General features: G+C 72.3%; 17 protein-coding genes. 11 read left to right on the top strand and 6 right to left on the bottom strand.

Annotated features, from left to right (window positions below; translation table 11 throughout):
• From ACFYNP_RS18500 to moeZ, 11 genes are all read left to right on the top strand, one after another.
• Complete coding sequence (locus ACFYNP_RS18500) at positions 1–1,320, top strand: DUF3152 domain-containing protein (RefSeq protein ID WP_388786446.1); 1,320 nt, start codon at positions 1–3, stop codon at positions 1,318–1,320.
• 88 nt (positions 1,321–1,408) lie between these two features.
• Entirely contained in the window at positions 1,409–1,504 is a 96-nt protein-coding gene (locus ACFYNP_RS18505; protein WP_317617795.1) for an Ms4533A family Cys-rich leader peptide, read from the top strand.
• A gap of 168 nt (positions 1,505–1,672) precedes the next feature.
• A complete protein-coding gene (locus ACFYNP_RS18510; protein ID WP_388786448.1) occupies positions 1,673–3,403 on the top strand; it encodes an ABC transporter substrate-binding protein in 1,731 nt (576 codons plus the stop codon).
• A 2-nt stretch (positions 3,404–3,405) separates the two neighbouring features.
• Positions 3,406–4,443 carry an ABC transporter permease gene (locus tag ACFYNP_RS18515; protein ID WP_388786449.1) on the top strand — a complete coding sequence of 346 codons (1,038 nt, stop codon included), beginning with the start codon at positions 3,406–3,408 and terminating at the stop codon, positions 4,441–4,443.
• Positions 4,440–5,438 (top strand): ABC transporter permease, encoded by a 999-nt coding sequence (locus tag ACFYNP_RS18520; RefSeq protein WP_388786450.1) that lies wholly within the window; start codon positions 4,440–4,442, stop codon positions 5,436–5,438. The genes ACFYNP_RS18515 and ACFYNP_RS18520 overlap by 4 nt, the downstream gene beginning before the upstream one ends.
• Entirely contained in the window at positions 5,435–7,159 is a 1,725-nt protein-coding gene (locus tag ACFYNP_RS18525) for a dipeptide ABC transporter ATP-binding protein (RefSeq protein ID WP_388786452.1), read from the top strand. Before ACFYNP_RS18520 ends, ACFYNP_RS18525 begins: the two co-directional genes overlap by 4 nt.
• Before the next feature lie 193 nt (positions 7,160–7,352).
• Positions 7,353–9,161 (top strand): DUF3492 domain-containing protein, encoded by a 1,809-nt coding sequence (locus ACFYNP_RS18530; RefSeq protein ID WP_388786453.1) that lies wholly within the window; start codon positions 7,353–7,355, stop codon positions 9,159–9,161.
• Complete coding sequence (locus tag ACFYNP_RS18535; protein ID WP_388786455.1) at positions 9,158–10,225, top strand: hypothetical protein; 1,068 nt, start codon at positions 9,158–9,160, stop codon at positions 10,223–10,225. The genes ACFYNP_RS18530 and ACFYNP_RS18535 overlap by 4 nt, the downstream gene beginning before the upstream one ends.
• A gap of 146 nt (positions 10,226–10,371) precedes the next feature.
• Complete coding sequence (locus ACFYNP_RS18540; RefSeq protein ID WP_388786457.1) at positions 10,372–11,340, top strand: NAD-dependent epimerase/dehydratase family protein; 969 nt, start codon at positions 10,372–10,374, stop codon at positions 11,338–11,340.
• Positions 11,328–12,104: a spherulation-specific family 4 protein gene (locus ACFYNP_RS18545; protein WP_388406533.1), complete on the top strand. Its 777-nt coding sequence runs from the start codon at positions 11,328–11,330 to the stop codon at positions 12,102–12,104. The genes ACFYNP_RS18540 and ACFYNP_RS18545 overlap by 13 nt, the downstream gene beginning before the upstream one ends.
• Before the next feature lie 63 nt (positions 12,105–12,167).
• Positions 12,168–13,346, top strand: coding sequence for an adenylyltransferase/sulfurtransferase MoeZ (gene moeZ / locus ACFYNP_RS18550; protein WP_388406535.1), 1,179 nt, complete (start codon positions 12,168–12,170; stop codon positions 13,344–13,346).
• Positions 13,347–13,546: 200 nt separating this feature from the next.
• Here the strand turns inward: moeZ and ACFYNP_RS18555 are convergent, their stop codons facing one another.
• The 6 genes from ACFYNP_RS18555 to narH form a co-directional block, all read right to left on the bottom strand.
• Entirely contained in the window at positions 13,547–15,133 is a 1,587-nt protein-coding gene (locus ACFYNP_RS18555; protein ID WP_388786459.1) for an alpha/beta hydrolase, read from the bottom strand.
• A 118-nt stretch (positions 15,134–15,251) separates the two neighbouring features.
• On the bottom strand, positions 15,252–16,658 hold the full coding sequence (gene hemG / locus ACFYNP_RS18560) for a protoporphyrinogen oxidase (protein ID WP_388406540.1): 1,407 nt from the start codon (positions 16,656–16,658) through the stop codon (positions 15,252–15,254).
• Positions 16,655–17,833, bottom strand: a complete 1,179-nt coding sequence (locus ACFYNP_RS18565; protein WP_388786461.1) for a TIGR04053 family radical SAM/SPASM domain-containing protein — start codon at positions 17,831–17,833, stop codon at positions 16,655–16,657. The genes hemG and ACFYNP_RS18565 overlap by 4 nt, the downstream gene beginning before the upstream one ends.
• Entirely contained in the window at positions 17,830–18,555 is a 726-nt protein-coding gene (gene narI / locus ACFYNP_RS18570) for a respiratory nitrate reductase subunit gamma (RefSeq protein WP_388786464.1), read from the bottom strand. Before narI ends, ACFYNP_RS18565 begins: the two co-directional genes overlap by 4 nt.
• On the bottom strand, positions 18,555–19,196 hold the full coding sequence (gene narJ, locus ACFYNP_RS18575; RefSeq protein WP_388786466.1) for a nitrate reductase molybdenum cofactor assembly chaperone: 642 nt from the start codon (positions 19,194–19,196) through the stop codon (positions 18,555–18,557). Before narJ ends, narI begins: the two co-directional genes overlap by 1 nt.
• Positions 19,193–20,740 carry a nitrate reductase subunit beta gene (narH, locus tag ACFYNP_RS18580; protein WP_388786469.1) on the bottom strand — a complete coding sequence of 516 codons (1,548 nt, stop codon included), beginning with the start codon at positions 20,738–20,740 and terminating at the stop codon, positions 19,193–19,195. The genes narJ and narH overlap by 4 nt, the downstream gene beginning before the upstream one ends.
• Position 20,741: the final 1 nt, after the last annotated feature.

The raw sequence follows: 20,741 nt of genomic DNA on the forward strand, positions 1-20,741 counted from the left end.
GTGGGACGACACAGCCGACCCAGGGAATCCGGCGAAGCGGCGCCGATATCCCAGGCGCCACCGGCCCCCGAGGCCGAGCAGGCCGTCGCCTCCGGCGGCGGCCGGCGCAGACGGCAGGCGCCGGACGAAGGCCCCGAGGAGCGGCACGGCGCCGGCACGCCCGCCTTCGGCACCCCGCGGGTGCGCGGCGGACATCCCCAGCACGACGAGGACGGGCCCACGAACGCGGCCAAGCCGCGCTACGGCGACTGGCACGGCAAGCCGCGCCCGGCCCACCTCGGCACCCCGCTCAACACCGGGGGCCCGCGCATTCCCGGCCCGCGCCGCTCCTCCATCGAGGCCTTCGACGGGCCGGGCCCCGAGTCCGGCCCCCGCACCGGCACGGGTGCCGGCACCGGGACAGGCACCGGCGAGACCGGGAAGCAGCGCACCATCGGCGTCCCGGCGCAGCTGCGCGAGGAGCCGCCCGCACCCGCGCCCGAGGCGAAGCCGAAGGCGCCCAAGGGCTCCAAGGTGTCCAAGGGGCGGACCTTCACCGGGATCGCGGCCGCCGCCGTGACCACCGTGCTCGCGGTCGTCGTCGCCGGGCAGGTGACCTCGGCCGGGGACAAGCACGACGCGGCCGGCCGGTCCGCGGACGAGAAGGGGCGCGAGGACGACGGCTCGGCCTCCCGGGGCAGCGGCCGCTCCACCCCGCAGATCGCGCCCGCGGTCCTGACGTACGACCAGAAGATGGCCCAGCAGTACCCGATGGACCCCAAGTTCAAGGCGTCCGGCAGGTTCGACACCGTGCCCGGGTCGGACGCGGCGCCGGGCAAGGGCCACAAGTACCGCTACCAGGTGGACATCGAGCAGGGCCTCGGACTCGACGGCGCGCTGTTCGCCGAGGCCGTGCAGAAGACCCTGAATGACGACCGCAGCTGGGCGCACGGCGGAGACATGACGTTCGAGCGGATCTCCTCGGGCAAGCCGGACTTCGTGATCACCCTGGCGAGCCCCGGGACCACCGGGGTCTGGTGTGCCAAGTCGGGCCTGGACACCACCGAGGACAACGTGTCCTGCGACTCGGCCGCCACCGACCGCGTGATGATCAACGCGTTCCGCTGGGCGCAGGGCTCGGTGACGTACGGCTGGGGCAAGGCGATGTTCACCTATCGCCAGATGCTCATCAACCACGAGGTCGGCCACCGGCTCGGGCACAACCATGTGAGCTGCCGCACGCCCGGCGCGCTCGCGCCGGTGATGCAGCAGCAGACCAAGTCCCTGAACATCGACGGGATCGCGTGTCTGCCCAACCCCTGGGTGTATCCGAAGAGTTGAGCCGCACCGGTGCGACGTGTCCCAGCATGTGGGACGACCGTCTCGTTCTCGATTGACAGTGAACGGCGGTTCGTTCATATTTCTCGACATGTCGCACCGCCACGCCACCCCCGAACGCGCCGCCATCGAGCTGGCGCTCATCGGCGTGACCGGGCACAGCGTGGCCGACATTCTCTGTAGCTGACGCCGTCCCGAGCGCGTTCGACTTTTCCCTTTTCCTTTTTTGCGCCCGGGCATTTCCGTGCTTCCGCACGGTCTCCGCACACGGGCGCAGCCACCCCTTTTCCCTTCCGGTGCTGCGGGCGCCCGTTTCCGTCGCCCTGCCCCGCAGTCACCGAGAGGTCTCCTTCCGATGCGTCACACGTCCATTTCGTCAGGGAATGTCGCAAGAGCGGCCGCGATAGCCGTGGTTCTCGCCGTAGGTGCCGTCGCCTGCGGCCCCGAGGACAGCGGCGCCAAGAGCGCGGGGTCCGCGGCGTCCGGCACGCCCCAGAAGGGCGGCACGCTCAGCGTCCTCGACAACGAGGCGCAGACCGACTTCGACCCGGCCAGGCTCTACACCTCCGGCGGCGGCAACCTGCCCTCGCTCGTCTTCCGCACCCTGACCACCCGCAAGCGCGCGAGCGGCGCCGAGGGCACGAAGGTGGTGCCGGACCTCGCCACCGACACGGGCCGGCCCAACGCGGACGCCACCGTGTGGACGTACACGCTCAAGGACGGCCTCACGTACGAGGACGGCAGCCCGATCACCACCGCCGACATCAAGTACGGCATCGAGCGCTCCTTCGCGGCCGAACTCTCCGGCGGCGCACCGTACTTGAGGGACTGGCTGGTCGGCGGCGCCAAGTACACGGGCCCCTACAAGGACGGCGGCAAGGGCCTCGACTCGATCGAGACGCCGGACGCGAAGACCATCGTGTTCCACCTGAACAAGCCCGAGGGCGAGTTCCCCTTCCTGGCCACCCAGACGCAGTTCGCGCCCGTTCCCAAGGCCAAGGACAACGGCACCAAGTACGAGGAGCACCCCGTCTCCTCGGGCCCGTACAAGGTCGTCAAGAACGAGAACGACGGCGAGCACCTCGTCCTGGAGCGCAACCCCAACTGGTCCGAGGCGACCGACCCCGAGCGCAAGGCCTACCCGGACACCATCGACGTGCGCTCCGGGCTCGACCAGGCCGTCATCAACCAGCGGCTCTCCGCCTCCCAGGGCCCGGACGCCGCCGCCGTCACCACCGACACCAACCTGGGGCCGGCCGAGCTGGCCAAGGTCAGCAGCGACAAGCAGCTCGCCGCGCGGGTCGGCACCGGGCACTTCGGCTACACCAACTACATCGCGTTCAACCCGAACGTGAAGCCGTTCGACAACCCCAAGGTCCGCCAGGCCATCGCCTACGCCGTCGACCGCTCCTCGGCCGTCAACGCCGTGGGCGGCTCCTCGCTCGCCGAGCCCGCCACGACCTTCCTGCCGAACCAGAAGGCCTTCGGCTACACCCCGTACGACCCGTTCCCGGCGGGCGCGTCCGGCAACGCCGACAAGGCCAGGGAGCTCCTCAAGGAGGCGGGCTACGCCGACGGCCTGACCGTCACGCTCACCCACTCCAACGCCAAGGGCGGCCCCAGGGGGCCCGAGGTCGCCACCGCCCTCCAGGACGCCCTGAAGAAGGCGGGCATCACCGTCAAGCTCCAGGGTCTCGAAGGCAACGACTACAACGACACCGTCGCCAGCGTGAAGAAGGAGCCCGGCTTCTTCCTGCGCGGCTGGGGCGCCGACTGGCCCTCGGGCGGCCCGTTCCTCGCGCCGATCTTCGACGGCCGCCAGATCGTCCAGGACGGCGCCAACTTCAACACCGGCTTCCTGAACGACCCCTCCGTCAACAACGAGATCGACGAGATCAACAAGCTGACGGACCTGGCCGCCGCCGCCCCGCGCTGGGGCGCGCTCGACAAGAAGATCGGCGACCAGGCCCTGGTCGTGCCGCTGTTCCACCCCGTCTACAAGCGGCTCGTCGGCAAGGACGTCAAGAACGTCGTCATCAGCGACTGGACCGGCGTGCTCGACATCTCGCAGGTCGCGGTCAAGTAGCCATGTCCGAAGCCCTGTTGACCACCGGGGCGGGCGTCGACGCGCCCGCCCCCGGCGGTCGCCTGTTCTGGCGGCGGCTGCGCGCCCAGCGCGCGGTCACCGCCGCGGCGGCCGTCTTCGCCCTGCTCGTCCTGGTCGCGCTCACGGCCCCGCTGCTCACCGCGCTCGAAGGCCAGGACCCCAACGCCTACCACCCCGCGCTCGTCGACTCGGCCAGCGGCGGCGTGCCCATCGGCTCGTTCGGCGGGATCAGCGGCGACCACTGGCTCGGTGTCGAGCCGCAGACCGGACGCGACCTGTTCGCCCGCATCGTCTACGGCGCCCGGGTCTCGCTCGGGGTCGCCTTCGTGGCCACCCTCATCCAGGTCGCGCTCGGCGTCGGGCTCGGCCTGTTCGCCGCGCTCGGCGGGCGCTGGGCCGACCAGATCGTCAGCCGCGTCACCGATGTCGCGGCCGCCCTGCCCATGCTCGTCATCACGCTCGGCCTGCTCGCCGTTGCCCCCGCCTCCATCCCGCGGCCGGTCCTGATCACGCTGATCATCGCCGGGCTCGGCTGGTTCGGCACCTCGAAGATCGTGCGGGCCGGCGCCCTGTCGCTCAAGACCCTGGACCACGTCTCGGCGGCCCGGCTCAGCGGCTGGAGCACCTGGGCGATCGCCCGCCGCGAGCTGCTTCCTGCGCTCGCCGCGCCCGTGATCACCTACGCGGTCCTGCTCGTGCCCAGCAATGTGGTGGCCGAGGCGGCGCTGTCCTTCCTCGGCGTCGGCATCAAACCGCCCACCCCGTCGTGGGGCCAGATGCTCACCGACGCCAACACCTGGTACCAGGCGGCGCCCACCTATCTGCTCCTGCCGGCCGGGCTCCTGTTCATCACGGTCCTCTCCCTGACCGTGATCGGCGAGGGCGTCCGCACCGCGCTCGACCCGAGGGCGGCGTCCCGCCTGCGGGTGGGCACGAGCAAGCAGGACAAGGCCGCCGAACCCGCCGCATCCGTCCACGCCATCGATCCCGTCAAGTCCCCTGAGGAGAAGGTAAGTTGAACGGCTTCACGGGCTTTCTGCTGCGGCGGATCGCCGGAGCCGTGTTCGTGCTCCTCGCGCTCTCCGTCGTCGTGTACGCGGTCTTCTACGTGGCCCCCGGCAACGTCGCCCAGATCGTCTGCGGCGAGCGCTGCTCACCGCAGCAAGTCGCCCTGGTCCACGACAAGTTGGGACTCGGCGACCCGCTGTACCTCCAGTACGGCCACTTCATCCAGGGCATCTTCGCCGGACGCGACTTCTCCTCCGGAACCGGAGTGGTGCACTGCTCCGCACCCTGCCTCGGTCAGTCCTACCGCACCGACGAGCAGGTCACCGATCTCATCCTCGGCAAGCTCCCGGTCACCGGCTCGCTCGTGATCGGCGCGTTCGCGCTGTGGCTGCTCATCGGCGTCGGCACCGGGGTGCTCTCCGCGTGGAAGCGCGGGGGAGCCGTGGAGCGGCTGCTCACCTGGCTGACCCTGGCCGGCACGTCGACACCGGTGTTCGTCATCGGCCTGCTGCTGATCATCATCCTCTGCTCCACGCTCCAGTGGCTGCCGTTCCCGCAGTACGTGCCGTTCACGGACAACCCGGAACAGTGGTTCTGGGGTCTGCTGCTGCCCTGGTTCTCCTTGGCCCTGATCGAATCGGCCAAGTACGCGCGCCTGACCCGGAGTTCGATGCTGGAGACGCTCGCCGAGGACCATGTGCGGACGTTCCGGGCGTACGGGCTCACCGAGCGGGCCATCGTCGGACGCCACGCACTGCGCGGCGCGGTCGCCCCCGTCATCGCGCTCAGCGCGCTCGACGCGGGCACGATGTTCGGCAGCGCGGTGCTCACCGAGACGCTCTTCGGCATCCCCGGCATCGGCCGCCAGCTCGTGGAGTCGGTGCGCACGGTCGACCTGCCGGTGGTGGTCGGCGTGGTCCTGACCACCGGATTCTTCGTGGTGCTTGCCAATGCCGTGGCGGACGTCCTGTACGCGACGGCCGATCGACGGGTGGTGCTGTCATGACGCCGGTTCCTGCTGGGGCGCCGCTGGTGGAGGTCGCCGACCTGCACATCTCCTTCGGCGATGTCCGGGCCGTCGACGGCCTCTCCTTCACGCTGGAGCCCGGCGCCGCGCTCGGCGTGGTCGGTGAGTCCGGCTCCGGCAAGAGCGCGTCGGCGTACGCGCTGCTCGGACTGCACCGGGGTACCGGGGCGCGGGTCTCGGGCACGATCCGGGTGGGCGGGGTCGACGTGGTGGCCGCGTCCGACGCCGAACTCCGCTCCCTGCGGGGCGGAGTGGCGGCGATGGTGTTCCAGGACCCGCTGTCCTCGCTCGACCCCTACTACACGATCGGCGACCAGATCGCCGAGGTGTACCGGGTCCACAGGGGCGGCTCGCGGCGGGCCGCCCGGGCGCGGGCGGTCACGGTCCTCGACCGGGTCGGCATTCCGGACGCCGCGCGCAAGTCCCGCTCCCGCCCGCACGAGTTCAGCGGCGGCATGCGGCAGCGGGCGCTCATCGCGATGGCCCTGGCGTGCGAACCGCGCCTGCTGATCGCGGACGAGCCGACGACGGCGCTCGACGTGACCGTCCAGGCGCAGATCCTCGATCTGCTGCACGATCTGCGGCGCGACACCGGTCTCGGGCTGCTCCTGGTCACCCACGACGTGGGGGTCGCGGCGGAGAGCGTGGACGAGGTCCTGGTGATGCGGGCGGGGCGGGAGGTGGAGCGGGGTCCGGTGGGCCCGGTCCTCGCGTCGCCGCGAGAGCCGTACACGAAGGCGCTGCTGTCGGCGGTGCCGAGGCTTTCCCCCACCGCGCCGGGCTCAACGAGCGATGCCACCGAGCCCGGTGCCGCCGGCGGCGCGGGGAACCGCGCGACCGGCCAACCGCGGTCCGCGGCCGTCCCGTCCCCCCGGAGGATTTCGGGAAGGGACGGGGCGGGGATCCGGTCCGCCGCAGGCGAGGACGTCGTGATCGAAGCCGTCGGGCTCGGCAAACGCTTCGGGCGGGGCCGGTCCGCGTTCACCGCAGTCGACGGCGTCGACCTGCGGGTGCGCCGGGGTGAGACCCTCGGCATCGTGGGCGAGAGCGGCAGCGGCAAGACGACCCTGGGCCGCATGCTGGTCGGCCTCCTCGAACCCAGCGAGGGCCGCGTCACCCGCACCGGCGACGTCCAGATGGTGTTCCAGGACCCCGTCTCCTCCCTCAACCCCCGCCGCTCCATCGGCGAATCCGTGGCCGACCCGCTCCGCGCGGCGGGCGAGCGCGACGACACCCGCATACGGGCCCGCGTCGCCGAACTCCTCACGCGCGTAGGGCTCGACCCGGACCGCTACGACAGCTACCCGCACGAGTTCAGCGGCGGACAGCGCCAACGCGTGGGCATCGCACGGGCGTTGGCCGCCGAGCCGAAGCTCATCGTCTGCGACGAGCCCGTATCGGCCCTGGACGTCACCACCCAGGCCCAAGTCACCGCACTGCTCGCCGAGTTGCAGCGAGAGCTCGGCCTCGCGCTGGTCTTCGTCGCGCACGACCTCGCCGTGGTGCGGCAGGTCAGCGACCGGGTCGCCGTCATGCGCCGGGGCCGGATCGTGGAGGAGGGCGAGGTGGACGTGGTGTACGGCGCGCCGAAGGACCCGTACACCCGGCAGCTGCTCGCCGCCGTCCCGTCCCTCGACCCCGCCCTGGCCGCCGTCCGCCGCGCGGCCCGGCGCGAGGAGGCGGAAGCGGCGGCGGCGTAGCCGTATGTGACCGAGCCGCACCGTAGCGCGACCGAACGCACCCGGGTCGGGAAAGTTACGTGCATTCACCCCTTCTGGTGGCGCGATGGACAACCGTCCGTCGCGCCATCGGCATCTCCGCTTACGTTCGTCCCGCTGCGAGTCCCCGGTGCCGACGGGGGCCGCCCACAAGGGAGATCGGGGGTGCGCCCACATGCGGATCGGACTGCTCACGGATGGCGGTTATCCGTACACGACCGGCGAGTCGAGGCTGTGGTGCGACCGGCTCGTGCGCGGGCTCGCGCGGCACGAGTTCGACATATTCGCGCTGAGCCGCAGCCGGGAGCAGGAGGAGCGGGGCCTGGTCGAGCTGCCGCCCCAGGTCCGCCGGGTCCACACCGCCCCGCTGTGGGCCGCGCCCGACCACCACCCCGTCGGACGCGGGCGCATCGCGCGACGCGGCCACGGCCGGCGTGAACGCCGGGAGTTCGCCGCCCACTTCGGACGTCTGGCCACCGCCCTGTGCGCGGACGAGACCGGGAGTCCGGGCGATGCGGAAGGCTTCGCCGAGGGGCTCTACGGGCTCGCGGCTCTCGCCCGGGAGCACGGCGTTCTCGACGGCGAGCTGCGCTCCGAGACGGCCGTCCGCATCCTGGAGGCCGCCTGCCGCGCGCCCGGCGCGAACCGGGCCGTCCGGGCCGCCCGGGTGCCCGACCACCTCGCCTTCGCCGGCCTCCTGGAACGCGCCCTGCGCCCGCTCTCCCTCGACTGGTACGGCGACGACGCCCTCGGCGCGGCCGACCTCAGCCACGCCACGTCCGGCGGCAGCGCGGCCCTGCCCGGGCTTCTGGCCAAACGCTTCTGCGGGGTCCCGCTCCTCGTCACCGAGTACGGCGTCCAGCTGCGTACCCAGTACCTCGCGAGCCGTCAACTGGCAGCCCCGGTACGGGCGTTGCAGGCCGGTTACCAGCGCCGCCTGGCCGCCGAGGTGTACGCGCGGGCCGAACTCGTCACCCCCGGCAACACCCACGCCCGCCGCTGGCAGGAGCGCTGCGGCGCCGACCGCGCCAAGCTGCGCACGGTCTACCCCGGCATGTCCGCCGACCGCTTCCACGCCGTGGGCGAGGGAGCCTACGGCGGCGAACCGAACACCTTGGTGTGGGTCGGCCGGATCGAACCCGCCAAGGACCTCGTCGCGCTCCTGCACGCCTTCGCCGAGGTCCGCAGGGCCGAACCCGAGGCCCGGCTGCGCCTCGTCTGCGCCCCCACCGAGAGTGCCGGGGCCGCCGGCTATCTCGCGCACTGCCGGGCGCTCGCCGCCCAGCTCTTCCCGGACGAGGCGGCCGGTGCGCACGCCGTCGGCGAGAACCCGGTCTCCTTCGAGGAACTCGGCGGCCCCGAGGCTCCCGACCTGGCCGGCGCGTACGCCGCGGGCAGCGTCGTGGTCCTGTCCAGCGTCGTCGAGGGCTTCCCGCTCAGCCTTGTCGAGGCCATGTTCTGCGGCCGGGCCACCGTCTCCACCGACACCGGTGCCGTCGTCGAAGTCATCGGCGGCACGGGCCTGGTGGTGCCGCCGCGCAATCCGCGCGCTCTCGCCGATGCTTGCGTGAGCCTGCTGCGCGACCCCGAGCGGCGTGCGCGCCTGGGCGCCGCCGCCCGCGCCCGCGCGCTCGAACTGTTCACCGTCGAGCAGAACATCGCGGCATTTCGCGGCATTTACCTGGAGCTCATGTCGCACAACCCGGTTCACCGCGAGGGCGCCGACCTGGCGCGGGCACCCCGGCCCTTCGCCCACCCGGCCGAGTCCCACGTGCCCGGGCGCTGGGCCGCCCCGACCGCCGCCCGGGTCCCGGCGGGCGCGGCCGGACGCGCGCCGAGCTGGGCGGCCGGGCCGCTCGCCGTCCTCCTGCGCGACCGTCCCGACCCGAGCCACCGTCCCGGCCCGAGCCATCGTCCCGGCCCGAGCGAGCGCCTCGACCCGCGTCAGCGACTGGACATCGCGGAGGAAGGTGCCGGCGCATGACCGATCTGCCCACCACCACCGCCCGGCGCGGACCCGCCGACCCCGTCAAGGCGCTCATGCACCGCCACCGCGAACTGTGCGAACGCGCCGTCGACCCCCTGGAGATCGCGGCCGGCCTTGAGGCGCACGGCGTCACCGACCGGACCGCCGCGCGCTTCCGCCACCGCGATGTCTTCTCGCTCGCCGAAGAGCTCTACGCCCGGGTGCCCCGTGGCACCCAAACCCCCTCCACAGTAAGGGAGTTGGCCAGACCGGCCGCCGGATGGGCGCTGTGGGCGCTGCTGCCCGGTGCCGTCTGCGCCCTGGCCGTCACGGGCGTGCGGCTCACCTCCGGCGGCATCCGCCCGGCGGTGGGCGCGCTCGGCGCCCTGGCCTTCGCGGTGGCCCTCACCCTCACCCTGCGGCGCGGGCCCCTGCGCGCGGGCCGGGGGGCCCGGCCCCTCGGCCGTGTCTGCGCCGGCTGGCTGATGGCGTACGCGGTCGGCGGTGACGGGCTGCTCGGCGACGCCCTGCGCGGCGGCCCCGACGGACTCTGGACGTTCGACCCGGCGGCGGCCACCGGCCTCGCCTTCGCCGTGGCTCCTGCGCTGTGGTGCGCGCACCTCTTCTCCGTACAGGCACGCGGGAAGCTCGCCTCAAGCCGTGGCCTCGCGGAGTTCTCGGGACGCTCGCGGCCCCTGCTGCTCGCGACCGCCGCGCTGTTCCTCGGCGGCCTGACCGCATGTCTGGCGGCCGCTCAACTCATCTATGGGACAGAGCAGTTGGCGTCCCCCGTCGCGCTCGGCCTGTTGCTCTGGCTCGCCCGGCTGCTCGCCGCGCACGGCTTCTCCGCCGCCGCCACCAAGGTGCTGGCCGCCGCGGCCGGCACCGAACTCCTCGCGCTGGCCTGCGTGTTCGCCGGCCGACTGCCCGGCCTCGCCCCCCTCGGCCGTCCCGTGGACGCCGTCGTGCAGGCCTGGGGCCCCGGGGCCGTGCCCACCGTGGTGTGCGGCGCCGCCGCTCTCGCCCTGCTCGCCCGAGCCGCCGCCGTACTGGCCCGCGCCTCGGCCCACTGTGACCAGTGAGGCGCCCGATGAACGACGCGCCCACCCCACCGAAGCGCCGAACTCGCCCGCCCGCCACCAGGGCCGGCCGACAAGGCAATTGAAGGAGAACGACACATGACCGCCCTGCCCCCGGCCTCCCGCCGCCCGCACGGAAGGACCGTGCGATGAGGGTGCTGCTGCTCGGAGCCAACGGATACCTCGGCCGGTTCGTCGCCGACCGCCTGCTCGCCGACCCCGCCGTCCAGCTCACCGCGCTCGGACGCGGCGACGACGCCGACGTACGGTTCGACCTCGCCACCGGCAGCCCGGGAGCCCTGACCCGCTTCCTGGACGCCGTACACCCCGGAGTCGTCGTCAACTGCGCCGGAGCCACCCGGGGCGGCGCCCGCGAGCTGACCCGGCACAACACCGTCGCCGTCGCCACCGTCTGCGAGGCGCTGCGGCGCAGCGGCTGCGGCGCCCGGCTGGTGCAGATCGGCTGTGCGTCGGAGTACGGGCCCTCGCAGCCCGGCTCCTCCACCGCCGAGGACGCGGTGCCGCGCCCCGGCGGTCCGTACGGCGTCTCCAAGCTCGCCGCGACGGAACTCGTCCTCGGCTCGGGGCTCGACGCGATCGTGCTGCGCGTCTTCTCGCCCGTCGGCCCCGGCACCCCCGCGGGCTCACCCCTCGGCCGGCTCGCCGAGGCGATGCGGCGGGCCATGCAGTCCGGTGACGGTGAGCTGAAGCTGGGCGGGCTCGGAGTGCAGCGCGACTTCGTGGACGTCCGCGACGTGGCGCGGGCCGTGCACGCGGCATCGCTCTCGGCCGCGCAGGGCGTGGTGAACATCGGCACCGGACGCTCGGTGAAGCTCCGCGACGCGGCCGCCGTACTGGCCAGGGTCGCCGGCTACGCGGGCGCGCTGCACGAACTCGACGGCCCTCCCGTCATGCGGCCCGGCCTCATCGGCTCACCGCGCTCCGGCGAGGGCGCCTCCCTCGAACACCTCGCCACTCCCTCCCCGTACCCCGACGGCTGCGGCAGCTGGCAGCAGGCGGACGTGCGCACCGCCCGCGACCGGCTCGGCTGGCGGCCCCGGATCAATCTGGAGGAGTCGCTCGCCGACATCTGGATGGAGGCGGCATGTCGCATCTGACCCGCCTCCAGAGCCGGCGCGCGGCGACCGGCTCCACCCGGCTCGGCCTCGGCGTCCCCGGCTACGCCCACCCGCTGGTCGCCCCGGTGGAATGGGCCGAACTCACGCGTCCCGGAACGCCGTTGCACTGGGCCGTGCTCAATGTGTCCGGCGGCAGCCCGGGGGGACCGGGCAGCAGGCCCGACCCGCACTGCCTCGAAGCGGTCGGCAGGCTCCGCAACGCGGGGATCCGGGTGCTCGGCCATCTCGACACGGCCTACGGCACCCGCCCCTTCGGCGAGCGGATCTCCGAGGCCCACCGCTATCTCGACTGGTACCGGGTCGACGGCTTCCTCCTGGACCGCTGTCCCACAGAGCGAGACGCGCTTCCCGAGACGCGGCGCACCACCGACACCCTCCGGGCCCTGCGCGAGGGCGCCCACCTGGTCCTCGGCCATGGAACGCACCCGTACCCGGGCTATGCGGAGACCGCCGACCAGCTGATCACCTTCAGCGGTGCCTGGCACGACTACCGCTGGTCCCAGGTGGCCGAATGGACCGCGGACTATCCGCCGGAGAGCTTCTGCCACCTGGTGCACGGGGTGCCCCGGACACATCTGGAGGAGGCGCTGCGGATCGCCCGCTGGCAGGGCGCGGGCACGATCTACTTCACGGACCGCGCCGACCGCCCCCGCCGCCGAAACGGACAGATCAACCCATTCGAGGCGCTGCCCGGCTACTGGGACGAAATCGTCTCGCGGATCGGACCCGCTATCTCGGAATGAGGGGGAGCGTGGCAGTGTTACGGAGAGAACAACCGTACTGACTTACCGACCGACGGAGTTTCCGTGTCGCTGCCACCCCTGGTCGAGCCAGCAGCTGAGCTCACCGTAGACGAGGTCCGCAGGTATTCGCGCCACCTGATCATCCCCGACGTCGGGATGGACGGGCAGAAGCGGCTGAAGAACGCGAAGGTGCTCGCCGTGGGCGCCGGCGGTCTCGGTTCCCCGGCCCTGATGTACCTGGCCGCCGCCGGTGTCGGCACGCTCGGCATCGTGGAGTTCGACGAGGTCGACGAGTCGAACCTCCAGCGGCAGATCATCCACAGCCAGGCCGACATCGGCCGCTCCAAGGCCGAGTCCGCGCGGGACACGGTCAAGGGCATCAACCCGTACGTGAACGTGATCCTCCACGAAGAGCGGCTCGAAGCCGAGAACGTGATGGAGATCTTCAGCCAGTACGACCTGATCGTCGACGGTACGGACAACTTCGCGACCCGCTACCTCGTCAACGACGCGTGCGTGCTCCTGAACAAGCCGTACGTGTGGGGTTCGATCTACCGCTTCGACGGCCAGGCCTCGGTGTTCTGGTCCGAGCACGGCCCCTGCTACCGCTGCCTCTACCCGGAGCCGCCCCCGCCGGGCATGGTCCCGAGCTGCGCCGAGGGCGGTGTGCTCGGCGTGCTGTGCGCGTCCATCGGTTCCATCCAGGTCAACGAGGCCATCAAGCTCCTCGCGGGCATCGGGGAGCCGCTGGTCGGCCGCCTGATGATCTACGACGCCCTGGAGATGCAGTACCGCCAGGTGAAGGTCCGCAAGGACCCCAACTGCGCGGTCTGCGGCGAGAACCCGACCGTCACCGAGCTCATCGACTACGAGGCCTTCTGCGGCGTCGTGTCCGAGGAGGCCCAGGAAGCGGCCATGGGCTCGACGATCACTCCCAAGCAGCTCAAGGAGTGGATCGACGCGGACGAGAAGATCGAGATCATCGACGTCCGCGAGCCGAACGAGTACGAGATCGTCTCGATCCCGGGCGCGAAGCTGATCCCGAAGAACGAGTTCCTGATGGGCACGGCCCTCCAGTCGCTGCCCCAGGACAAGCGCATCGTCCTGCACTGCAAGACGGGCGTCCGCTCGGCGGAGGTCCTCGCGGTCCTCAAGTCCGCGGGCTTCTCCGACGCGGTCCACGTGGGCGGCGGCGTGATCGGCTGGGTCAACCAGATCGAACCGGAGAAGCCGATTTACTGAGGCGTGGTTTTCGACTGCGGGCCGTCGTGGGCCGTTCGCGCAGTTCCCCGCGCCCCCAAAAATCATGGCCGAAGGGGCGGCCCCGCACGCATGGCGCGGGGCCGCCCCTTCGGCCGTGCTTCGGCGTCAACCCTGCTTGGGGCGCGGGGAACTGCGCGACCAGCCCCCACCGGCCCGCAGCCGAGAAGCAAGAAACCCGTTCACTGGCACACCGCCCCGGCAGCGGGCACCTTTCCGTCCAGGAGATACGCGTTCACGGCGCTCTGCACACATGTGTTGCCGCTGTTGTACGCCCCGTGCCCCTGCCCCTTGTACGTGAGCTCGACGCCGACGCCGGGGCCGAGCTTGTCCACCATGTTCTTCGCGCCCTGGTACGGCGTGGCGGGATCGCCCGTGTTGCCGACGACCACGATCGGGGCCGCGCCCGGCGCGCTCACGTCGGGGGTGGTCCACTGCCCGGCGACCGGCCACGCGGAGCAACCCATCAGGCCCCAGCCCATGAAGTCGCCGAAGACCGGCGAGGCCCGGTGGAACTCGGGGAGCTTGGCCTTCGTCTGCTCCAGCGTGTAACGCTGTTTGAAATCGGCGCAGTTGATGGCCGCGTTGGCCGCCTGGATGTTGCTGTACGTGCCGTCCTTGCCGCGCCCGTTCATCGCGTCCGACAGGGCGAGCAGCAGCGCGCCGTTGCCGCCCTCGGCCTCGTCGACGCCCTGTTCGAGGAGCTGCCAGTACTCCTTGGAGTACAGCGCCTGCGCGATGCCGTTCGTCGCCTGGGTCTGGCCGAGCTGACGCCCGCTGTTGCCGGCCGGGATCGGCTTGGTGTTGAGCTGGGCGAGCAGCTTGACGATGACGTCCTCGACCTCCTTGACGTTCGCGCCGCGCAGCAAGCACTTGTCGCCGCGGTTCACGCAGTCCTGCGCGAAGTTGTCCAGGGCGAGCTGGAAGCCCTTGGCCTGGCCGATCGCGCCCTGCTCCACATCGCTGGTGGGGTCGACGACCGCGTCGAACACGGCCCGCCCGACATTCTTCGGGAACAGGTGGGCGTAGACCCCGCCGAGCTCGGTGCCGTAGCTGATCCCCATGTAGTACAGCTTCTGGTCGCCGACGACCTGGCGCAGCAGGTCCATGTCGCGGGCGGCGCTGGTCGTGCCGACGTGCGGGAGGACCTTGCCGGAGTTGTCCTCGCAGGCGCCGGCGAACGACTTGAGTCCGGCGACGTACGCCTGCTCCTTGGCGGCGTCGTCGGGGGTGGCGTCCTGCGCGAAGTAGGTGTCGAGCTGGGAGTCGTTCTCGCACTGGACGGGCGCGCTGGCGCCGACCCCGCGCGGGTCGAAGCTGACCAGGTCGTAGCGGGCGCGCAGGGCTCCGTAGTCGCTCGACGCGGCGGGCAGGGTGGTGACGCCCGAGCCGCCGGGGCCGCCGAAGTTGAAGATCAGCGAGCCGATGCGGTGGTCCTTGTCGGTGGCCTCGGCGCGGATGAGGGCGATGTCGATCGTGCCGGCCTTGGGGTCGGCGTAGTCGAGCGGTGCCTTCATGGTGGCGCACTTCCACTCGCCGCCGCCGGGCGGCGGCGAGGGCGCCGAGCCCGTGCCCTCCGCCGCGGTGGGTGCCGCGCACGCCTTCCAGTTCAGCTTCTGGGTGGCGAGCTTGGACACGTCGGCGGTGCCGGAGGTGAGCCCGCCGTCGTCCTTCGCTCCGCCGGAACAGCCGACGGCGGCGAGCAGTACGGCGGCGGCGCTGATCGCGGCGGCCCGGTTCCGCCCTCGCGGGGCACGGTGGTGTTCCATCCCCCCATCCTGCGGCGCCGCACCGGGGGGCGCGCGAGCGGGGCGGCCCATCAGGGTGGCGCGCCCGCCTGCACGCCGGTCGCGCTCCGGCCCCTGGGCTCCGGCCCCGCGCTGCCCCTCAGCCGGGAACGCCCACCGGGGCCACCGGGGTCGCCCGAGCCACCCGGTCCGCCGCCGCGAACCCCGTCGCCACGCAGGCCGCGATGCCGACGCCCTCGTACGCCGCGCCGCACACCTCAAGGCCGGGCAGCCGGGCGATGTCCTCGCGGATGCGGGCCAGCCGCGCGGCGTGACCCACCGTGTACTGGGGCAGGCCCCGCTCCCAGCGACTGACCCGGGCCGCGAGCGGCTCGCCGATCGGGCCCGCCGCGTGGTGCAGATCGTTCAGGGCGGCGCGCACGAGGTGACGGTCGGCGCGGTCGAGGAGGTGCTCCTCGCCGGCCCGGCCGATCGAGGCGCGCAGCAGGAAGAGGTGCGGGGCCGCGTCCGCCTGCCAGCGCCATTTGTTGGACAGGAAGGTGGCCGCCTTCACGGTGTGCCCGTCCACGGGCGGCACGAGGAAGCCGTTGCCGGACGGAAGCCCGCCGAGCGCGGCCCGGTCGCGCGCGAAGGCCATGGTCACCACGGCGGTGCTCGCATACGGGACCGCGGCCAGGTCCGTGTGCGCGACGGGCGCGTGCGGGCGCAGCAGGGCCGCCGCCGCGAAGGCGGGCACCGCGAGGATCACCGCGTCCGCCGCGAGCAGCAGCGGGCCGTCGGCGGTGACCGCCTGGACCCGCCACGTGCCGGACGGGGTGCGCTCAAGCGCCCGTACGGTCGTCCCGGTCAGGACGCGGGCCCCGCTGGCCCGGGCGACGGCGAGCGGCAGCCGGCCGGTGCCGCCTTCGATGCCGCGTACGAAGGAACCTTGGGGACGCGGGCGGCCGTGCAGCGCCGGGAGCAGGGGCCCGCCGCGCTCGGCGATGCCCGCGATGCCGGGCATCGCCGAGCGCAGGGACAGGGTGTCGGTGCTGCCCGCGTACACCCCGCCGAGCAGCGGTTCCACCAGGCGGTCCACCGCCTCCCGGCCGATGCGCTCGGCGAGGTAGGCGGAGATCGCGATGTCCTGGGTGACGGGGGCGGCAGGCCGTGACGGCTCCTGGCGGAGCCGGGCGAGACCCTCCTCCGACAGGAGCCCGGTACCGGCGAGGGCCGCCGGGTCGGACGGGATGCCGAGCACATGACCGGCCGGCATCGGACGCAGCGCGCCCCGCGTCCATACGGTCACCGGCGCGGCCGCGGGGTCGGCGAGGGCCCGGCCGAGGCCGACGGCCTCGGCGAGGTCGACCGCCTCGGGCCGCAGCGCCATCACGGACTCGGCGCCCTCGTCGACGGCGACCCCGGCCAGCGTGCCGGTGCGGAGCTTGCCGCCGACCCGCGGCCCGCTCTCCAGGACGGTGACCTCGGCCCGGCCGCGCAACTGCCAGGCGGCGGCGAGGCCGCTGATGCCGCCGCCGACGATGACGACCGATCGCTTCGATGTCATGGGGCCAGCTCTCGGAGGTCGTCGCGATGGGGGAAGCTGCCGGGCTCGTACGCACACCACGGGTCGGCGGCGAGCACATCGCCGGTCAGTCCGTACGCGCGGGAACGCGAGCCGCCGCAGACGGTGTTGAACTCGCAGCGCCCGCACTTGCCGCGCAGCAGCGCGGGGTCGCGGAGCGTGGCGAACAGGGCCGAGCCGCGGTAGATGTCGGTCAGCGGATGGTGTTTCACATTGCCCGCGGAGACGGGCAGGAAGCCGCTGGGGTGGACCTCGCCGGTGTGCGAGACGAAGACGAAGCCCCGGCCCGACGACACGTCCATCGGGGGCCGCCGCACCGGCCGCCCTTCTCCTTCGAAGAAGCCCAACTCCCCTGCCCTGCGCGTGAGCTGACGGTGCAGCGGGCCGAGCTCCGGGTGTTCGCCGTGCCGGGCCAGGACCGCGCGCTGGAGGGCGACGCGGCGGAAGTGGTGGCCCTCGGTCGTCTTCGTGGCGATCATCGAGCCGCAGTCGTACAGGAAGTGCAGCACGTCCTCGATCTCGTCCGGGGTCAGTGCGTCGAGGCCCGCGCCGCGCCCGGTCGGCACCAGGATGAACCCGGACCACAGCATGGCGCCCTCGCGCCGCACCAGGGCCGCGATGTCGGCGAGGTCGGCCAGGCTGGTGCGGGTGACGGTGGTGTTGATCTGCACCTTGAGGCCGAGCTCGCGGGCCGTGCGCCAGCCGTCCAGGGTCCAGTCGAAGACGCCGTCGACACCCCGGAAGGCGTCGTGCCGCTCCGCCGTCGACCCGTCGAGCGAGAGGGAGAGCGCCACCGCGCCCGCGTCGCGCACCGCCGTCAGGTTCGCGCGGGTCAGGGTCGGGGTGCCGGACGGCGAGACCGCGACCCGCAGTCCGAGCGAAGTCCCGTACGCCACCAGGTCGTTGAGGTCCGCACGCTGGAACGGGTCGCCGCCGGTGATGACGAACAGCGGGCTCGGCCTGCCGAACGCGGCGATCTGGTCCATCAGGCGCCGGGCGTCCACCGCGTCGAGTTCGCCCGGGTCGCGGTCCGGCTGGGCCTCGGCGCGGCAGTGCAGACAGGCGAGCGGGCAGGCCCGGGTGGCCTCCCAGATGACGATGAAGGGGCGCTCCGTCACCGCGTGCCGGGGCTTGCGTACGAGGGTGGGCCCGCTCATCGCACCTTCTCCCAGCCGCGCCGGTCCTCGCGGGCGGCGGTCAGCTTCGGGTCGCGGCGCCGGTAGACGACGTACGGGCGGAACAGGTACTGCACCGGCGCGCTGAACATGTGCACCAGGCGCGAGTACGGGATCAGCGCGAACAGCGTGAAGCCGAACAGGATGTGCAGCTGGAAGGCGAGCGGGGCCGCGCCCATCAGGTGGTAGTCCGGCTGGAAGGTGAACAGCGAGCGGAACCAGATCGAGATGCCCTCGCGGTAGTTGTAGTCCCCGGTCGCACCCGTCGAGTTGAGGATCGTGGCCGTCAGGCCGAGCACCATCGCGCCCAGCAGGAACGTGTACATCAGGTGGTCGCTGCGCAGCGTCGCCCTGCGCACCGCGGGGACCCTGAAGCGGCGGAAGACCAGGATGCCGATGCCGGCCGCCGCCGCGACACCCGCGATCGCGCCCGTCGACACGGCGAGCAGGTGGTAGGTGTGGTCGCTGACGCCGACCGCGTCCGTCCAGCTCTGCGGGATGACCAGGCCGACCACATGGCCGAGCACCACGAACAGCATCCCGAAGTGGAACAGCGGCGAACCGATGCGCAGCAGCCGTGACTCGTGGACCTGGCTGGAGTGGGTGGTCCAGCCGAACCGGTCGTAGCGGGCCCGCCAGAAGGTGCCCGCGATCAGCAGGGCGATCGACACATAGGGCAGTACGCCCCACAGGAGCAGATCCATCAGGATGCCTTCCTCTCGGGGAAGCCGGGCCAGGGGAGTTCGACGCCGGGCCCGAACGGCTCCAGGCCCACGGTCTCCTGCGGCGGGCCGGCCTTGGCCAGCGCCTTCGCCTCGGCCTTCGTCGTGGGCGAGGCGCCGGGCAGCGTGGCGCAGACCGCTTCGAGGACGTCGGCGTACGGGGTGCCGGTCTCGGTCAGGGCGAGCCGCAGCAGTTCGAGGCCCGCGCGGTGCTCCTGGAGCAGCCGGGTGCCGGACTCCTCGTGCCGCCCGGCGAATTCGAGCGCGGCGGGCAGGAAGTCGGGGAGCTCCTCGTGGCCGAACTCCAGGCCGTGGTCGCGGTAGATCCGCTTCATACGGACCAGCGACAGGCCCCGGCGGCGGGTGTCGCCGTCGGTCCACCACGTCAGATACAGACAGCGCCGGTTGCGGGTGTCGAACGTGGCGGTGTAGTGCGCGCACAGGTCGAGCGGGTCGGTGGCCGCCGCGATGTCCACGAAGGCCTGGAGCCGCTCGGCGGCGGCCCCGGGGCACTGCCGCAACGCCTCGCGCAGGAGCGGGAGTTGGTCGTGGAGCGACTCGTCCGGGTAGCGCAGGCAGCGGGCCGCGACCAGGCGCAGGACGGCCGAGCTCTCGGGGATCATGCGCTCCTCCGCGTGGGAGAGAGGTTCAACAGGACGCGCCCCGGGGCGACTTCGCCGCCCGTTCCGACCTGGCCGGCATCGCCGACCGGACACGTCTCGTCGAGCGGGTGGGATCCGGCGAGGGCCTCGGCGTCGGCGCGGGCCGCGCTCGGCACCACATAGCGGTCCTCGTACTTGGCGATCGCGAGCAGCCGGAACAGGTCCTCCATCTCGGTGCCCGTCAGTCCGACGGCGCTCGCGATGGACTCCTCGCGCTCCTCGCCGAGGTTGACCCGCCGCATGTGGGCGCGCATCGCGGCCATCCGGCGCAGCACCGCCTCCACCGGGTAGGTGTCGCCCGCGGTCAGGAGCTCGGCCAGGTACTCCACCGGGATCCGCAGGGCGTCGATCGCGCCGAACAGGTTCCCCGCGTCCTCGCCGTCGTGGCCGCTCGCGGCGACCGCCTCGACGACCGGTGACAGCGGCGGCACGTACCAGACCATCGGCATCGTGCGGTACTCCGGATGCAGCGGCAGGGCCACCTGGTAGGTGGCGATCAGGTCGTACACGGGGGAGCGGCGGGCCGCCTCGATCCAGTCGTGGGTGATGCCCGACGCCTTGGCCGCGGCGACGACCGCCGGGTCGCCCGGGTCGAGAAAGCACTCCAACTGGCTGGGATACAGGTCGTGTTCGTCCTCGACCGCGGCCGCCTCGGCCACCTTGTCGGCGTCGTACAGCATCACGCCGAGGTAGCGCATCCGCCCGACGCAGGTCTCGGAGCAGATCGTCGGCAGGCCCACTTCGATGCGCGGGAAGCAGAACGTGCACTTCTCGGCCTTGCCGGTGGCGTGGTTGAAGTAGACCTTCTTGTACGGGCAGCCCGTCACGCACATGCGCCAGCCGCGGCACTGGTCTTGGTCGACCAGGATGATGCCGTCCTCCTCGCGCTTGTACATCGCGCCCGACGGGCACGAGGAGACGCACGCGGGGTTGAGGCAGTGCTCGCAGACGCGCGGCAGATAGAACATGAAGCTCTGCTCGAACTCGAAGCGGATCTTCTCGCCGACCTCGTCGCGGATCTTCTCCACGATGGGGTCCAGCGGGGCGTTCTCGGGTGCGCCGCCCAGGTTGTCGTCCCAGTTGGGACCCCACTCGATCTTGTCGACGGGCTCTCCGGTCAGGCTGGAGACGGGCCGTGCGACCGGTAGGTCGTCGCCCGCGGGGGCGTCGATCAGGTTCTTGTACTCGTACGTCCAGGGCTGGTAGTAGTCGTCGATCCCGGGGAGTTCGGGGTTGGCGAAGACCTGGCCCAGGCGCTTGAGACGGCCGCCCGCGCGCAGGCGCAGCTTGCCGGAGCGGGTGCGCTCCCAGCCGCCCTTCCACTTCTCCTGGTCCTCCCAGCGGCGCGGGTAGCCCTGCCCCGGGAGGGTCTCGACGTTGTTGAACCAGACGTACTCGGTGCCCTGCCGGTTGGTCCATGCCTGCTTGCAGGTGACCGAGCAGGTGTGGCAGCCGATGCACTTGTCGAGGTTCATGACCATCGCGATCTGAGCCATGACGCGCATC

Source organism: Streptomyces sp. NPDC006691 (assembly GCF_042869955.1).
Lineage (GTDB): Bacteria > Actinomycetota > Actinomycetes > Streptomycetales > Streptomycetaceae > Streptomyces.

What these genes read in the sequence shown, in the direction of transcription:
- hemG (WP_388406540.1), bottom strand. Translation starts at nt 16,658, where the DNA reads ATGACATCGAAGCGATCGGTCGTCATCGTCGGCGGCGGCATCAGCGGC.
- ACFYNP_RS18535 (WP_388786455.1), top strand. Translation starts at nt 9,158, where the DNA reads ATGACCGATCTGCCCACCACCACCGCCCGGCGCGGACCCGCCGACCCC.
- ACFYNP_RS18510 (WP_388786448.1), top strand. Translation starts at nt 1,673, where the DNA reads ATGCGTCACACGTCCATTTCGTCAGGGAATGTCGCAAGAGCGGCCGCG.
- narJ (WP_388786466.1), bottom strand. Translation starts at nt 19,196, where the DNA reads ATGATCCCCGAGAGCTCGGCCGTCCTGCGCCTGGTCGCGGCCCGCTGC.
- narI (WP_388786464.1), bottom strand. Translation starts at nt 18,555, where the DNA reads ATGGATCTGCTCCTGTGGGGCGTACTGCCCTATGTGTCGATCGCCCTG.
- ACFYNP_RS18540 (WP_388786457.1), top strand. Translation starts at nt 10,372, where the DNA reads ATGAGGGTGCTGCTGCTCGGAGCCAACGGATACCTCGGCCGGTTCGTC.
- ACFYNP_RS18505 (WP_317617795.1), top strand. Translation starts at nt 1,409, where the DNA reads ATGTCGCACCGCCACGCCACCCCCGAACGCGCCGCCATCGAGCTGGCG.
- ACFYNP_RS18555 (WP_388786459.1), bottom strand. Translation starts at nt 15,133, where the DNA reads ATGGAACACCACCGTGCCCCGCGAGGGCGGAACCGGGCCGCCGCGATC.
- narH (WP_388786469.1), bottom strand. Translation starts at nt 20,740, where the DNA reads ATGCGCGTCATGGCTCAGATCGCGATGGTCATGAACCTCGACAAGTGC.
- ACFYNP_RS18545 (WP_388406533.1), top strand. Translation starts at nt 11,328, where the DNA reads ATGTCGCATCTGACCCGCCTCCAGAGCCGGCGCGCGGCGACCGGCTCC.
- ACFYNP_RS18530 (WP_388786453.1), top strand. Translation starts at nt 7,353, where the DNA reads ATGCGGATCGGACTGCTCACGGATGGCGGTTATCCGTACACGACCGGC.
- ACFYNP_RS18565 (WP_388786461.1), bottom strand. Translation starts at nt 17,833, where the DNA reads ATGAGCGGGCCCACCCTCGTACGCAAGCCCCGGCACGCGGTGACGGAG.
- ACFYNP_RS18515 (WP_388786449.1), top strand. Translation starts at nt 3,406, where the DNA reads ATGTCCGAAGCCCTGTTGACCACCGGGGCGGGCGTCGACGCGCCCGCC.
- ACFYNP_RS18525 (WP_388786452.1), top strand. Translation starts at nt 5,435, where the DNA reads ATGACGCCGGTTCCTGCTGGGGCGCCGCTGGTGGAGGTCGCCGACCTG.